Origin of the sequence: Ramlibacter sp. PS3R-8 (assembly GCF_037572435.1) — a bacterium.
In the GTDB taxonomy this organism is placed as follows: Bacteria; Pseudomonadota; Gammaproteobacteria; order Burkholderiales; family Burkholderiaceae_C; genus Ramlibacter.
On sequence record NZ_JBBHGT010000001.1, the window covers coordinates 365,565 to 377,731 of the forward strand.

The 12,167-nt window shown below is 67.4% G+C and carries 16 protein-coding genes and 1 tRNA gene; 6 read left to right on the forward strand and 11 right to left on the reverse strand.

The window, feature by feature from the left end; all coding sequences use genetic code 11:
• Window positions 1-20: 20 nt before the first annotated feature.
• The 3 genes from WG902_RS01725 to WG902_RS01735 all read right to left on the reverse strand — a co-directional run bounded on the left by WG902_RS01725 (window position 21) and on the right by WG902_RS01735 (window position 2,872).
• Complete coding sequence (locus WG902_RS01725; RefSeq protein ID WP_340058164.1) at window positions 21-1,235, reverse strand: ABC transporter substrate-binding protein; 1,215 nt, start codon at window positions 1,233-1,235, stop codon at window positions 21-23.
• Between the two features lie 20 nt (window positions 1,236-1,255).
• Window positions 1,256-2,053, reverse strand: a complete 798-nt coding sequence (locus WG902_RS01730; RefSeq protein WP_340058165.1) for a GntR family transcriptional regulator — start codon at window positions 2,051-2,053, stop codon at window positions 1,256-1,258.
• A gap of 63 nt (window positions 2,054-2,116) precedes the next feature.
• On the reverse strand, window positions 2,117-2,872 hold the full coding sequence (locus tag WG902_RS01735) for a glucose 1-dehydrogenase (protein WP_340058166.1): 756 nt from the start codon (window positions 2,870-2,872) through the stop codon (window positions 2,117-2,119).
• A gap of 22 nt (window positions 2,873-2,894) precedes the next feature.
• Here WG902_RS01735 and dnaQ point away from each other — a divergent pair, with 22 nt between their 5' ends.
• Window positions 2,895-3,611: a DNA polymerase III subunit epsilon gene (gene dnaQ, locus WG902_RS01740; protein ID WP_340058167.1), complete on the forward strand. Its 717-nt coding sequence runs from the start codon at window positions 2,895-2,897 to the stop codon at window positions 3,609-3,611.
• Window positions 3,612-3,637: 26 nt separating this feature from the next.
• Window positions 3,638-3,712, forward strand: a tRNA-Val gene (locus WG902_RS01745).
• 126 nt (window positions 3,713-3,838) lie between these two features.
• Here the strand turns inward: WG902_RS01745 and WG902_RS01750 are convergent.
• Window positions 3,839-4,192 (reverse strand): SpoIIAA family protein, encoded by a 354-nt coding sequence (locus WG902_RS01750; protein ID WP_340058169.1) that lies wholly within the window; start codon window positions 4,190-4,192, stop codon window positions 3,839-3,841.
• A 104-nt stretch (window positions 4,193-4,296) separates the two neighbouring features.
• On the opposite strand from WG902_RS01750, the gene WG902_RS01755 reads away from it, so the two are divergent.
• From WG902_RS01755 to WG902_RS01765, 3 genes are all read left to right on the forward strand, one after another.
• The gene (locus WG902_RS01755) at window positions 4,297-4,653 is read left to right on the forward strand and encodes a SpoIIAA family protein (protein WP_340058170.1); all 357 of its coding nucleotides are present in this window, start codon (window positions 4,297-4,299) and stop codon (window positions 4,651-4,653) included.
• A gap of 89 nt (window positions 4,654-4,742) precedes the next feature.
• Window positions 4,743-5,024, forward strand: a complete 282-nt coding sequence (locus WG902_RS01760; RefSeq protein WP_340058171.1) for a type II toxin-antitoxin system RelE/ParE family toxin — start codon at window positions 4,743-4,745, stop codon at window positions 5,022-5,024.
• A gap of 28 nt (window positions 5,025-5,052) precedes the next feature.
• Entirely contained in the window at window positions 5,053-5,388 is a 336-nt protein-coding gene (locus WG902_RS01765) for a HigA family addiction module antitoxin (RefSeq protein WP_340058172.1), read from the forward strand.
• Window positions 5,389-5,422: 34 nt separating this feature from the next.
• Here the strand turns inward: WG902_RS01765 and WG902_RS01770 are convergent, their stop codons facing one another.
• Window positions 5,423-7,087, reverse strand: a complete 1,665-nt coding sequence (locus WG902_RS01770) for an NAD(P)/FAD-dependent oxidoreductase (protein WP_340058173.1) — start codon at window positions 7,085-7,087, stop codon at window positions 5,423-5,425.
• Between the two features lie 80 nt (window positions 7,088-7,167).
• Between WG902_RS01770 and WG902_RS01775 the strand changes: the two genes are divergently transcribed.
• Window positions 7,168-7,470, forward strand: a complete 303-nt coding sequence (locus WG902_RS01775; protein WP_340058174.1) for a phosphopantetheine-binding protein — start codon at window positions 7,168-7,170, stop codon at window positions 7,468-7,470.
• Between the two features lie 10 nt (window positions 7,471-7,480).
• Here WG902_RS01775 and WG902_RS01780 read toward each other — a convergent pair whose 3' ends face one another.
• The 6 genes from WG902_RS01780 to WG902_RS01805 all read right to left on the reverse strand — a co-directional run bounded on the left by WG902_RS01780 (window position 7,481) and on the right by WG902_RS01805 (window position 12,156).
• Window positions 7,481-8,299, reverse strand: a complete 819-nt coding sequence (locus WG902_RS01780) for a beta-ketoacyl synthase chain length factor (protein ID WP_340058175.1) — start codon at window positions 8,297-8,299, stop codon at window positions 7,481-7,483.
• Window positions 8,296-9,495: a beta-ketoacyl-[acyl-carrier-protein] synthase family protein gene (locus tag WG902_RS01785; RefSeq protein ID WP_340058176.1), complete on the reverse strand. Its 1,200-nt coding sequence runs from the start codon at window positions 9,493-9,495 to the stop codon at window positions 8,296-8,298. The genes WG902_RS01780 and WG902_RS01785 overlap by 4 nt, the downstream gene beginning before the upstream one ends.
• A gap of 91 nt (window positions 9,496-9,586) precedes the next feature.
• Window positions 9,587-10,333 (reverse strand): ABC transporter ATP-binding protein, encoded by a 747-nt coding sequence (locus tag WG902_RS01790; protein ID WP_340058177.1) that lies wholly within the window; start codon window positions 10,331-10,333, stop codon window positions 9,587-9,589.
• Window positions 10,323-11,156 carry an ABC transporter permease gene (locus WG902_RS01795; RefSeq protein ID WP_340058178.1) on the reverse strand — a complete coding sequence of 278 codons (834 nt, stop codon included), beginning with the start codon at window positions 11,154-11,156 and terminating at the stop codon, window positions 10,323-10,325. Before WG902_RS01795 ends, WG902_RS01790 begins: the two co-directional genes overlap by 11 nt.
• Entirely contained in the window at window positions 11,153-11,566 is a 414-nt protein-coding gene (locus WG902_RS01800) for a cupredoxin domain-containing protein (protein WP_340058179.1), read from the reverse strand. Before WG902_RS01800 ends, WG902_RS01795 begins: the two co-directional genes overlap by 4 nt.
• Window positions 11,567-11,601: 35 nt before the next feature.
• Window positions 11,602-12,156 carry an SCO family protein gene (locus WG902_RS01805; RefSeq protein WP_340058180.1) on the reverse strand — a complete coding sequence of 185 codons (555 nt, stop codon included), beginning with the start codon at window positions 12,154-12,156 and terminating at the stop codon, window positions 11,602-11,604.
• Window positions 12,157-12,167: the final 11 nt, after the last annotated feature.

The following is a 12,167-nucleotide window of genomic DNA, read 5'->3' on the forward strand; positions in this document are numbered from 1 at the left end:
GGACCCGGGAAGACTGAGGGTCAGGCCTTCAGCGGGAAAATGGGCTCGGCCTCGCGGAAGTCGCGCGGGATGATCACCTTGATGTCGCCCTTGACCACCTGCGTCATCAGGGGCTGCGCGCCCTGGTTCTGGCCATTGACGAACTTCGTCGGACCGTACGGCATGATGTGGTCGCTGAACGTGCTGCCCTCCAGCGCCGCGATGATGGCGGCGCGGTCGGTGGACTTCGCCCGGTCGATGGCGTCGGCCAGCAGGCGCATCGCCGTGTACGTCATGAAGATCTCGTAGCTGAAGAACAGGCCCTTGGCCTCGACCCGCTTGCGCATGTCGATGCTGCGCTTGTCCTTGGGATTGAACCAGTGGTTGCAGTCGATGATGCCGTTGGCGGCGTCCGGGAATTCCTTGACGAACTTGTAGCTGGAGGCCGCGCCGCCGAGCACCGAGTAGATCGCCTTGGGCGTCACCTTCTGCTGCTGCATGGTGCGCACCAGCAGGGCGTACTCGTTGTAGTAGTTGGCGGGAATCACGATGTCCGGGTTGACGGACTTCATCCGCAGCACGATGTTGTTGAAGTCGCGCGTCGGATTGGCGTGCTTGATGACCTCCTTGACCTCGTAGCCGTAGCCCGGCAGCTCGCGCGCCAGCAGGTTGGCCGTGCCGGTGCCGAACAGCGACTCCTCGTGGATGATCATCACGGACTTGGCCGGCTTGCCCGCTGCCGTGTTCAGCACGTGCAGGTTGGCCATCGCGATCTCGGCGGACTTGCGGTAGCCCGGGCCGAAGCGAAACGTGTTCTTCAGGCCGCGCTCGACGATCTGGTCGGCCACGCCGACATCCACGACGTGCGGCAGGTTGTACTTGGCGGCCGCCTGCGTGGTGGCCAGGCAGATCGCCGAGGCGAAGGCGCCGACCACGGCGCTCACGCCGGCCTCGTTCATCTTCTCGATCTCCGCGGTGCCCGCCGCCGGCGTGGACTGGGCGTCACCCAGCAGCGCCTCGATCTTCGCGCCGCCCAGTGACTTGATGCCGCCCGCCTTGTTGATGTCCTCGATGGCCATCAGCGCGCCCTCGCGGCACTGCGCGCCGGAGTAGGCCAGCGCGCCCGTCACCGGGTGCAGCACGCCGATGCGCACCGTGCGCGGCTGCGCGCCGCCGACGATGGGGAAAGCCAGCGCCGAAGCGGCGGCGCCGGCCTGCGCGACAAAGCGGCGGCGATTCACGGAGGGTGCACTCATCGGGGTTCTCCTTCAGGGGTTCAATGGAATTGGGCGGACAGCTCGCTGCTGACCCACACCTTGGCGGCGATGTCGCCGACGCGGGACAACTGCATTTGGTACTCGTAGCGGTCGGGCCGGTACAGGCCGTGCAGCCATTGCACCGGCCGGCCCTGTTCGTCGTGGATCAGGCGGCGCACGGCCAGCAGCGCCGAACCGACGGCGATACCGAGGTGCGAGGCCACCTGGGCATCCGCCAGGCGCGCCGAGATGGTCTGGCGGGCGCCGCCCACGCGCACACCGGATTCCTCCAGCAGCATCAGGATCGGCTTCTTCGCAAGCTCGCGCTTGCCGAACTGCGTGGCCAGGTCGCCGGGGACCCAGGTGGTGATGTGCGACAGCGGGCCTTCACGCGTGGAGCGCACGCGCACCGCCTTTTGCACCGTGTCGCCGGGCATCACGCGCAATGCCTGCGCCACGTCGGCACTGGCGCCGACGCTGGTGACCTCGAGCACGCGCACCGTGGTGTTCAGGCTGGTGCTGACCAGGTTTTCCAGCAGGCCGGTGAGCCGGGTGGTCTTGGTGCGCCCGTTGCCGCCGGCCGTGGCGGGACGGGTGATGGAGGACAAGGCCCGCGTACCGCGTCCGCGCTCCCGCGCGATCAGCCCTTCACCCGCCAGCTCCTGCAGCGCGCGGCGCACGGTGACGCGGGCCACGCCGAACTGCCGCATCAGGGCGTGCTCGCCCGGCACGCCCTGGGCAAACAGGCCCTCGTGCAGTTGCTCCCGCAGCACCAGGTAGATCTGGTGGTATTTGGGCAGGGGCAATGTGTGCGCCATGGAAGCGCATGGTCAGGCGGCCGTCTTGTCCTGTCAATGGGACAAGTGATGGGACAAGTCGCCTCAGGCGGAAGCGTAGCCGCCATCCACGGGGATGGCTGTCCCCGTGACGAAGTCGCTGGCCTTGCTGGCGAGGAAGACGGCAACGCCTGCCAGGTCCTCCGGCACGCCCCAGCGCGCCGCCGGGGTGCGTGCCAGCACGCGTTCGTTCAAGCCCGGTACCTGGGCTCGCGCGCCCTGTGTCAGCTCGGTGTCGATCCAGCCGGGCAGGACGGTGTTCACCTGGATGTTGTCCTTGGCCCAGGCGGTGGCCAGCGACTTGGTGAACTGCACCATCGCACCCTTGCTGGCGCAATACGCCGGCGCATATGGCGCGCCGAAAATGGACATGATCGAGCCGATGTTGATGATCTTGCCCGCCCCGGCCTGCACCATCAAGGGGTGGGCGGCGCGGGCGCAGAGGAAGGCGCTGGTGAGGTTGACGTCCATCACCTGGTTCCACTCCGCCAGGGTGAAGTCCTGCGGCGGCTTGCGCACCGTGCTGCCGGCGTTGTTGACGAGGATGTCGAGCCGCCCATGACGGTTGCGCACCTGCGCGAACAGGGCCTGCACCGCCGCTTCGTCCGTGACGTCGCAGGCCAGCGATTCCGCCCGCACCCCCACTGACTGAAGTTCGCGCAACGCCGATGCGGATTTTTCCGCATTGCGGCCCACGATCAGCACGGTGGCGCCGGACTGGCCCAACCCCCGCGCCATCCCGAGGCCGATGCCCCCGTTGCCGCCGGTGACCAGCGCGATTTTCGAGGTGAGATCGAACATGCGCTCAAGCATAATCCCGGCGATGCGCCAGATCGTCCTCGATACCGAAACCACGGGTTTGTCCGCAGAGGCCGGCGACCGCATCATCGAGATCGGCTGCGTGGAGCTGGTCGCCCGCAAGCTGACCGGCCACAACAAGCATTGGTACCTGAACCCGGAGCGCGACTCGCACGAGGACGCGCTGAAGGTGCACGGCATCAGTAACGACTTCCTGCGCGACAAGCCGAAGTTCGCCGCCGTCGCGGACGAGTTGATGCAGTACGTGGCCGGCGCCGAGATCATCATCCACAACGCGGCTTTCGACATCGGCTTCCTGAACAAGGAGCTGGAGCTGGCGGGCCGCACCCCCTTCACACGGCACGTGGGCAAGGTCACCGACACCCTGGCGATGGCCAAGGAGATGTACCCCGGCAAGCGCAACAGCCTCGATGCCCTGTGCGACCGCCTCGGCGTCGACAACTCGGCGCGCACGCTGCACGGCGCGCTGCTCGACGCGGAGCTGCTGGCCGACGTCTACATCAACCTCACGCGCGGCCAGGACGCGCTGCTGATCGACGAGTCGCATGCCGGCACGATGGCGGGCATCGTCACGCGCGTGGACCTGCGCCAGTTCACGCTGCCCGTGCTGCTGGCCAGCGACCAGGAGGCCGCGGCCCACGAGGAAGTGCTCAAGCAGTTGGACAAGGCATCCGGCGGCAAGACGGTCTGGCGGCAGATCCCCTTTTCCCCTATGGCATAATCGAAGGCTTCCCGCACAGGGGAGACGGGTGATTAGCTCAGCGGTAGAGCACTGCCTTCACACGGCAGGGGTCGCAGGTTCAAACCCTGCATCACCCACCATACGAATCAATGCGTTGCGGCACCCCCTCGGGTGCCGCTTTCGCTATGTGATGCCGCCCTGACACTACCGGCGCGACTTCGCGCCTCGGGTCCAGACCGCACGATCCCGCGCACGTTGCCACCCCCTCAAGCCAGCCACGACAGCGCGTCTCCTTCGCTGCTGAACACCCGCAGGTTCACGCCGCCGGCCTGCGCCACGCGTTCGCTGTTGCGCGTCATCCGGTCTGCGGGTACGACGGACGCGAGGCGCTCCAGGCTGGCCAGGTGGGCGCAGACTGCTTGGCCGACGGCCCGGTGATGCTCCGCGGTGGTCAGGGTGCGGACGGCGCGAAGGTCGACCAAGGCACGCCGCGTCGGCCAGCTGCGTGCCTCGATCCCCAGGCGCTCGATGAACGCGACGAATTCCGCGAGCGTCGGGTCACCGTCGACGCGCACGACGCAATGTGTGGCGCGGTGTTCGACGGCGAACCTGATGGGCATGATCGACCGATTTCCGAAGGCGCAGCGTTGGCCGGCCCCGACGTTGCAAGTTCCTGATTCTGCACTGATACGAAATGGGTGCGCGGCCCCGCTTAGACTTCCGGATGCCGTTCACCTTTACTGTCGAGCACGGGCCCGAGTACGTGACCGTCACCAGCGCAGGCTTCGCCGCCCTCGCTGACCTTTGCGGACTGTTCGACCTGGTGCGAGTGACCTGCGAGCGGCATGGCCACACACGCGCGTTGCTGGACCTGCGCCAGGTGGAAATCCAGTTCGCGTTCACGGACCATCTCGCCCTCGGCGCTCACGCGGCAAGCGCCCTTCGCAGCATGGGTCGCGTCGCCTCCGTGGTGGCCCCGAAATTCCGGGTCGGGACCAGCGAGAAGGCGGCGCAGCAGATGGGCCTGCGCTTCCGCACGTTCACGGACCTTTCCGAAGCCATTGCGTGGCTCGGTTGCTGACCGGGTCCGCCCAGCGCCTCAAACCGCAGCCTGCGCTGCGGATCGGCTGCGTGTTTACCGTTTACCGGTAAACGGCTATAATCCCCCCAATGTCGATCCAGTCTTTCGCCAACGCGCAGACGGAAGAGCTGTTTACGACGGGGAAGAGCAAGAAGTTTGCGAATTTGAAGGCGGTCGCGGAGCGAAAGCTGCAGATGCTGGACGCTGCCGTGACGCTGGAATTTCTGAGATCTCCGCCGGGCAATCGTTTGGAGGGGCTAGCCGGTGATCGCGCTGGCCAACACAGTATCCGTATCAATGATCAGTGGCGGCTGTGCTTCGTCTGGACCGACAGAGGACCCGAGTCGGTGGAAATTTGCGACTATCACTGAGTTCTGCTCACGCCAAGGAGGCCGTGCAATGAGCAACAACGGCATGAGACCCATCCACCCGGGGGAAATTCTTCGGGAAGAGTATCTGGCGGTCTACGGACTTAGCGCGAATGCGCTTGCCAAGCACCTGAAGGTGCCGCCCAGTCGGATCAACGACATCGTATTGGAGCGGCGCGGCATCTCTCCGGACACCGCGCTTCGCCTGGCGCGGTTTTTCGGCGGAGATCCTCAGTCCTGGTTGAATCTCCAGCTCGCGTACGACCTGAAGATTGCTTCTCGCGAGAGCGGCAAGATGATCGCAAAAGAAGTTCCGACTGTGGCGCAACTTGCCGCCACGGACGACCGCTTTGCTCTCGCCGCTTGACCCTGCGGTCTGAGCGCCGGACCCGCAACGCGCCTCAAACAGCAGCGTGAAGCTGCGCAAACAGCAGATCCTCTCCAGGCGCCGCATCCGCCAGGGCCGGATCGGTCAAGCTGGCGCGAATGGCGTTGTCGTCCAGCGCCGGATACTCCGATCGCGCCCTGGCAGCAATCTGCAGCGCGAGCTGGTCCAGTCGTTCCAGGTTCGTCACCAGCCGGGCCTGGAAGGCTTCCTTGTCCAGTTCGTCGGTCAGGCCGCGGTTCAATTCGGCGAACCAGGGGATCGACGCCTGGTCCAGCATGCGCGGCTCGTCGCCGGAGCGCCCGGCGGCATCCCAGGCGCGCAGGAAGTCCTGCACGGCCACGTTCAGGCGCTGAGACGCAGCCAGTCCCTTCTGCAACCGGCCCATCGCGCCGACGTCCCACAGCTTCTGCTGGAAGTACAGGTGGCACATCACGCCCCAGTAGTACGTGTAGTCCCAGAGCACCTTGATCGGCATGACTTCGGGATTGCCGAACAGCCGGTACTGGCCGGTGTACATCGGCAGCATGTTCTCGTAGAGCAGGAAGTAGATCGACTGGTAGATGTCCGCGTACATCGAGGCCGGCCGGCCCGAGCGGTCCTGCGCGATCAATTCGGTGATGAACGTGTTGGAGATCGCGATGAAGTCGCTGCCGGGGGAATAGAACGGATCGAGAAACAGGCCGGCCTCGCCCGTGATCGCCCAGCGGTTGCCGCCGTCGAACACCTGCTTGCAGCCGTACGAGAAATTCTTGAAGAAGGCGAAGTCCTGCAGCTTGTCGCGCCGCTGGTCCAGCTGCGCGTGCAGCTGCGGCTGGTGCACCGCAAACCATTCCATCGCCTTGTCGAAGGTGTTCATACCCTCGATCGGGTGCGCGTCTGCATCGCAGACGATTCCCACCGAGTGCGAGCCGGAGGACAAGGGGATCAGCCAGGCCCAGTAGCCGTCGCCGCAGAGGTGGTTGGTGGAAAGCCAGCGATGCGGCGGGTTGCAGCGCGCCAGCCACTCGGGGTCGCTGGACCACTCGTTGATGTCCAGGCGGTCGCTGATGCGCAGCCATACCGCGTTGGCCCGGTGCGCGTTGGCCTTGGCCAGCCCCAGCTTGCGCTTGAGCAGCCCGACCCGGCCACTGGCGTCGACCAGCCAGCTGCAGGCGATCTCGTGCGGCTGGCCATTGCGCTCGTAGCGCACGCGGTGCGCGCGCGGCCCGGAGGGCTCCGTGGCGAGGTCCACTTGCCGGACCACGGCGCCGTCTTCGAAGCGGATGCCGCGTTCCAGCGCCAGCCGGCCCAGCTCGTTCTCGAAGATGCCGCGGTCGATCTGGTAGGCGGGGGTGCTCAGGAACGTGCTGGCGCCCAGCTCGGTCACGCTGTCGATGTCGCGCCCGTCGTTGAAGAAGAAACGGAAGCCGAATTTCTTCAGCTGCTGTGTTTGCAGGTGCGGCTTGAGCCCCAGGATTTCGGCGAAGTAGTGGGCGCCGATTTCCACGGTGGACTCACCCACCTTGTGGGCGGCATGCGGCACCGGATGGGTGCGGCGCTCCAGCACCACGATGTCAAGCTCAGCAAAACGCTGGCGCAGTTGCAGCGCAAGGCTCAGCCCTGCCAGGCCACCGCCAAGGATGACCACGGGATGGCCGGGATCGGCGTTGGTAACAGAACCAGTCGAGCGGTCGGCCATGGGGTCTGCGTAGAATGAAAAGCGCAACACTACCAGACGCAAGACTCCCTTGCAGCCAACTGCCGCCCTTGCGGATTTTCATGAACCCATCCCTCTCTGCTCCGCAACCGGGCGCCGCCCAAGCCGACGATGCCTTGCTTGCCGAAGTGGCCAAGCTGCTGGTCGCCGCGCTGAATCTCGAAGTCGCCCCCGCCGACATTGGCGCGGACGACCCGCTCTATGGAGACGGGTTGGGGCTCGACTCGATCGACATGCTGGAGCTGGCGCTGGTGGTATCCAAGAAGTACGGCCTGGAGCTGCGGGCGGAGCACGAGGACAACCACCGCATCTTCACGTCGCTGCGCTCGCTGGCGGACCACATCGCGCAGCACCGGACCACGTAGCAACGGGCTCTCAGTCGGCGTTGGCGTCCACACTGACCTGCATCTGCAGGCCGTCGAGGTAACCGAGCGTAATGTTCGTGGTGCCGCTGCGCGCGAGCGCATGCAACAGCGGCAGGCAGCGCGCGGCCGGAATGCTGGCGCGCAGCTGTTCCATTCCCGCGTCGCGGCACGTGTCCGCCGGCCGATCCGTCAGGCAGCTGGCCGGGTCGAGCGTGATGCGCCCGATGCGCGAGGTGCCCGGCGCGGGGGTGAGCAACAGTGCGACGCCGAAAGCATCCGGGATGGGCCGGAGCCCGAACAAGGGTTCCGGATAGCTCGTGTCATAGGCCAGCAGCAGCACCGGGCGTTCATCGGCCTGCACCTGCGTCATGGCCTCGAGCAGCCCCGCGGCGAAACTGCCATCGTGCGCGCACAGCACGGTGGCGGGCGCCATGGTGCCGGTGGAGATGCTCCAGTAGCCGGCCGGTGCATTGAGCACCGAGTTGTGGAACCGTGTCGGTGAGATCGACCGGTCCTCGGAGGCGAGCGCCGCGCAGATCTCATGGCAGTTCACGCCGTCGCCGCCGGAGGACGTGAAGACCGTCGCGAGCTGGCTGTCCGGCGCGGAGGCGGTCGCCAATGCCTGCTGTGCCACGCCCAAGGCGGCCTTGGTGGCGATGCCGCAGCGGCGCCGTTCCGCGGGCGGCAAGGCCGCCGGAGGCGGAACGCGCGTGGTTTCGGGGTGCCAGGGGGCCAGGCCGGCGAAGATCGGCCGCGCCTGCTCCCAGTGGTGCAGCCCGGGACCCAGCAGTCCTATGGCGTCGATGCCCGCATGCAGCAGCCGGGTCAAGCCGCCCGTCCCAGCAGCAGGCTGCAATTGGTGCCGCCGAAACCGAAGGAATTGCTCAGGACCAGCTCGATCGGCGCCGATGTGTTGTCGAGCCGGTAGTCCACCGGAATCTCCGCGTCGCGCTGCTGCGTGTGGACGCCGGCCCAGGCCGTCCCGTGGCGCAGCGCCAGGGCGCTGATCACTGCCTCCAGGGCGCCGGCCGCGCCGAGCGCATGGCCGGTGGCCCCCTTGGTGGAACTGCAGGGAACCTGCCCGTCGCCGAAGAGCGCCGCGACCGCTTTGCCTTCGGCCGCGTCGTTGGCCACCGTCGCGGTGCCATGCAGGTTGATGTAGCCCACCGATCGCGGCTCGACCCCGCCCATCGCGAGCGCCTGCTCCATGGCCATTCGCGCGCCAAGGCCGTCCGGACGCGGCGCCGACATGTGGTGGGCATCGCTGGACTCGCCGACTCCGCGCAGCAGGATCGCGCCAGGGGTTGTCTCCGGCCCTGGCCGCTCCAGCAAGGCAAAGGCCGCGGCCTCGCCGATGGAAATGCCCTTGCGCGCCGCGTCGTAGGGCTGGCAGGGTTGATCCGACAGCACGTCCAGCGAGCCGAAGCCATAGAGCGTCGTGAGGCACAGCGAATCGACGCCGCCCACCACGGCCGCGTCGATCAGGCCCGCGTCGATCATTCGCCAGGCAGTGGCGAACACTTTCGCGCTGGAGGAACAGGCGGTCGACACGGTGGCGGCAGGCCCTTCCAGCTCGAGGTAGCGGCGCACGAAAGCCGCCGGCGAATACAGGTTGTGGCTGCCGCGGTAGTCCAGGCTGGCCGGCAGGGCGCCGGTCTCCACGTTACGGTGCCGGTACGCCTGCTCCGTCTCGTGGATCCCGGACGTCGTGGTGCCGATGAACACGCCGATGCGCCCACGCCCGACCCGGCGCGCCGTTTCATGCACGCCCGCGGCGAAGCCGTCGAGCTCGAGGGCCAGTTGCGCCAGGCGGTTGTTGCGGCAGTCGAAGTTGGCCAGCGCGGGGGGCAGCACCTGGTCATCCACGCCAGGCACGGTGCCGGTCCAGGTGGGCAGGCGGACGTCGTCGAAGTCACAGGGCGCGAGTCCGCTGCGCCGGCCGGCGAGGCCGGCACGGGTGGCCTCCAGGCCGCTGCCGAGGCAGCTGGCGGCGGTGAAGCGGGACAGGTGAAGGGGGGCGCGCAAGGGCGGCTCCTGGACGTACAGCGTGACCGCCGGATTGTGCCGGATCACGCGTGCCCCTAGGAGCCTGCCCGTCTGTTTGCCGCGCAGACTCCTAAATTCCCAGCTCGGAAAGCACCGCCTCCTTCAATTGCTGAGCCTGGGGGCTGGAGAGCCTGCGCGGGTGGGGCAGGTCGATCGCGAACGAGGCCTGGATGCGGGCCGGCCGCGGCGACAGCACCATGATGCGGTCGGCCAGGTAGACGGCTTCATCGACGTCGTGCGTGATGAGCAGCACCGTGTGGCGCTCCTCCTGCAGCACGCGCAGCAGTTCGTTGCGCATGCGCAGGTTCATCAACGCGTCCAGCGCCGAGAACGGCTCGTCCATGAACAGGATGTCCGGCTTGACCACCAGCGCCCGCGCAATCTCCACCCGCTTGAGCATGCCGCCGGACAGTTCGTGCGGGTAGGCGCCCTCGAAGCCCTTCAGGCCCACCATCTCCGCGTAGTGGTCCGCCACGCCGGCCTTGTCGGCCTTCTCGTGGTCGTTCAGGCCGAACATCAGGTTCTGCCGCACCGTCAGCCACGGGAACACCGAGCCGTGCTGCGAGATGACGATGCCCTTGGGGCTGGGCGCGCGCTTGGGCAGGCCGTCCACCAGCACCGCGCCTTCGTCGGCCTGCTCGAAGCCGGCGATGATGTTCATCAGCGTGCTCTTGCCGCAGCCCGACGGCCCCACGATGGCCACGAACTCGCCGTCGGCCACCGTGAAGCTGACATCCGAGACGACGGGCAGGGCGCCTTGCGCGGACGCAAAGCCCTTGCTCACGCGCTGCACGGCGATCTTGCGGTCAGCGGACATAGCGCCACCTCACGAACTTGAGCCTTTCCAGCATGCGCGTGGCGCTGTCGAGCAGCAGGCCGATCGCGCCGATGATGATCATGCTGGCCACCACCAGGTCGTAGCGGTTGCCGGCGTTGCGGGAATCCATGATGAGATAGCCCAGGCCCGAGCGCAGCGCGATCATCTCGGCCGCCACCACCACCAGCCAGGCCACGCCGATGCCGATGCGCATGCCGACGATGATTTCGGGCAGCACCGCGGGGATGACGACCTGCCGGAACAGGGTGCTGCGCGGCACGCCGAAGTTGGCGGCCGCGCGCAGGTACCGGCGCTCGATGGTGTGCACGCCCGCGGTCGTCTGCAACACCAGCGGGAACACCGAGGCCAGGAAGATCAGGAAGATCGGGGATGCGTTGCCGACGCCGAACCACAGGATCGCGATGGGGATCCAGGCAATGGGCGAGATCGGACGCAGCATCTGGAACATCGGATTGAGGGTGCGGTAGGCGCCGGCCACCCATCCCATCCAGAGTCCGAGGGGCACGCCGATGACCGCGGCCAGCCCGAACCCGATGCCCACGCGCATTAGCGAGGCCGTGATGTGCTCCCACAGCGTGCCGTCCGCCACCAGTTCCATGGCGCCGGTGACCACCTGGGCCGGTGTCGGGAAGATCAGGCTGTCGGTGGCGATCACGAGCGCCCACCACAGCGCGATGAGGGCAGTGATCAACACCAGCGGCGGCCACGCGCGCTGCCAGCGTTGCATGGCAACGCTGGCGCCTGAAGGCGGCGCGGCGGCCGTCTCCGCCATGGGTTCCTGGATCTGGCTGGGTAAGGTCATGCCATCAATTTCTGCATTTGCCGCCAGCGCCATTGCAAGGTGGACCAGCCGGGCGTGAGGGGTGGATCCACGACGATCGTCAGCTGGCCGTTGGCGTGGGCGGTGCAGGCGAAATGGTAAGTGGAAGATTTTTCGAAGGGCAGGCGAAAGCTCTGCCCGGGCATGATCAGTACCGGCCCGAAGGTCTGCGGCACGTCGTCCGCATTGCGCAGCAGCAGCACGTCGCGGGTGCCCAGCGTGAGGTGGATCGTGTCCGGCAGGATGGCGACGTCCTTGCCCGCCATGCGCTGCGACCAGGTGCCTCGCGGGATCTCGAACAGCTCCTCCCGTGCCGCCGCTGCGGGCGGCACGACCGCGGCAGCCGCCAGCGCCAGCAGCACCAATGCGCCGACGACGGCAAGGCCACGCATCCAGCGTGTGCGGCCGGGGACAGGCATCGGCCGGTTCATCGCGCGGCGAGCAGCAGCCGAAGGTCGTGCACGTAGTTCTGCACCGGGTGGTCGAACGGCATCATGCCGACCAGCCGGCCCTGCCGGTCGATCAGGAACACAGAGGAAGTGTGGTCGTACCCATACCCCGCCCCGGACGCCACCTTGCTGGCGGAAGCGCCAAAGCCGGCGAGCGCACGCGCCACGGCGGCCGGGCTGCCCGTGGCGCCCAGGAACGTGGGGTCGAACGCGGACACGTAGGCTTTCAGCCGAGGCACCGTGTCCCGCTCCGGGTCGACGGAGACGAAGACCACCTGCACATCGGCGCCCGCGGCGCCGAGCGCGGCGCGCGCTTGTGCGAGCGTGGCCAGCGTCGTGGGGCACACGGCAGGGCAACTGGTGAAGCCGAACGACAGCAGCACCACTTTGCCGCGCAGGCGGGCCAGCTCGAAGTCGCGCCCGTCCGAGCCGGACAGGGCCACTTGCGGCGCCATGCGCGGCGGCTCGAACACGCCGGCCTTGAGTCCGGTGGCGGCATGGGCGGCAACCGCGGCGAGCAGTGCGATCGCCACGACAGTGCGTC

What these genes read in the sequence shown, in the direction of transcription:
- WG902_RS01725 (WP_340058164.1), bottom strand. Translation starts at nt 1,235, where the DNA reads ATGAGTGCACCCTCCGTGAATCGCCGCCGCTTTGTCGCGCAGGCCGGC.
- WG902_RS01730 (WP_340058165.1), bottom strand. Translation starts at nt 2,053, where the DNA reads ATGGCGCACACATTGCCCCTGCCCAAATACCACCAGATCTACCTGGTG.
- WG902_RS01735 (WP_340058166.1), bottom strand. Translation starts at nt 2,872, where the DNA reads ATGTTCGATCTCACCTCGAAAATCGCGCTGGTCACCGGCGGCAACGGG.
- dnaQ (WP_340058167.1), top strand. Translation starts at nt 2,895, where the DNA reads ATGCGCCAGATCGTCCTCGATACCGAAACCACGGGTTTGTCCGCAGAG.
- WG902_RS01750 (WP_340058169.1), bottom strand. Translation starts at nt 4,192, where the DNA reads ATGCCCATCAGGTTCGCCGTCGAACACCGCGCCACACATTGCGTCGTG.
- WG902_RS01755 (WP_340058170.1), top strand. Translation starts at nt 4,297, where the DNA reads ATGCCGTTCACCTTTACTGTCGAGCACGGGCCCGAGTACGTGACCGTC.
- WG902_RS01760 (WP_340058171.1), top strand. Translation starts at nt 4,743, where the DNA reads ATGTCGATCCAGTCTTTCGCCAACGCGCAGACGGAAGAGCTGTTTACG.
- WG902_RS01765 (WP_340058172.1), top strand. Translation starts at nt 5,053, where the DNA reads ATGAGCAACAACGGCATGAGACCCATCCACCCGGGGGAAATTCTTCGG.
- WG902_RS01770 (WP_340058173.1), bottom strand. Translation starts at nt 7,087, where the DNA reads ATGGCCGACCGCTCGACTGGTTCTGTTACCAACGCCGATCCCGGCCAT.
- WG902_RS01775 (WP_340058174.1), top strand. Translation starts at nt 7,168, where the DNA reads ATGAACCCATCCCTCTCTGCTCCGCAACCGGGCGCCGCCCAAGCCGAC.
- WG902_RS01790 (WP_340058177.1), bottom strand. Translation starts at nt 10,333, where the DNA reads ATGTCCGCTGACCGCAAGATCGCCGTGCAGCGCGTGAGCAAGGGCTTT.
- WG902_RS01795 (WP_340058178.1), bottom strand. Translation starts at nt 11,156, where the DNA reads ATGACCTTACCCAGCCAGATCCAGGAACCCATGGCGGAGACGGCCGCC.
- WG902_RS01800 (WP_340058179.1), bottom strand. Translation starts at nt 11,566, where the DNA reads ATGCGTGGCCTTGCCGTCGTCGGCGCATTGGTGCTGCTGGCGCTGGCG.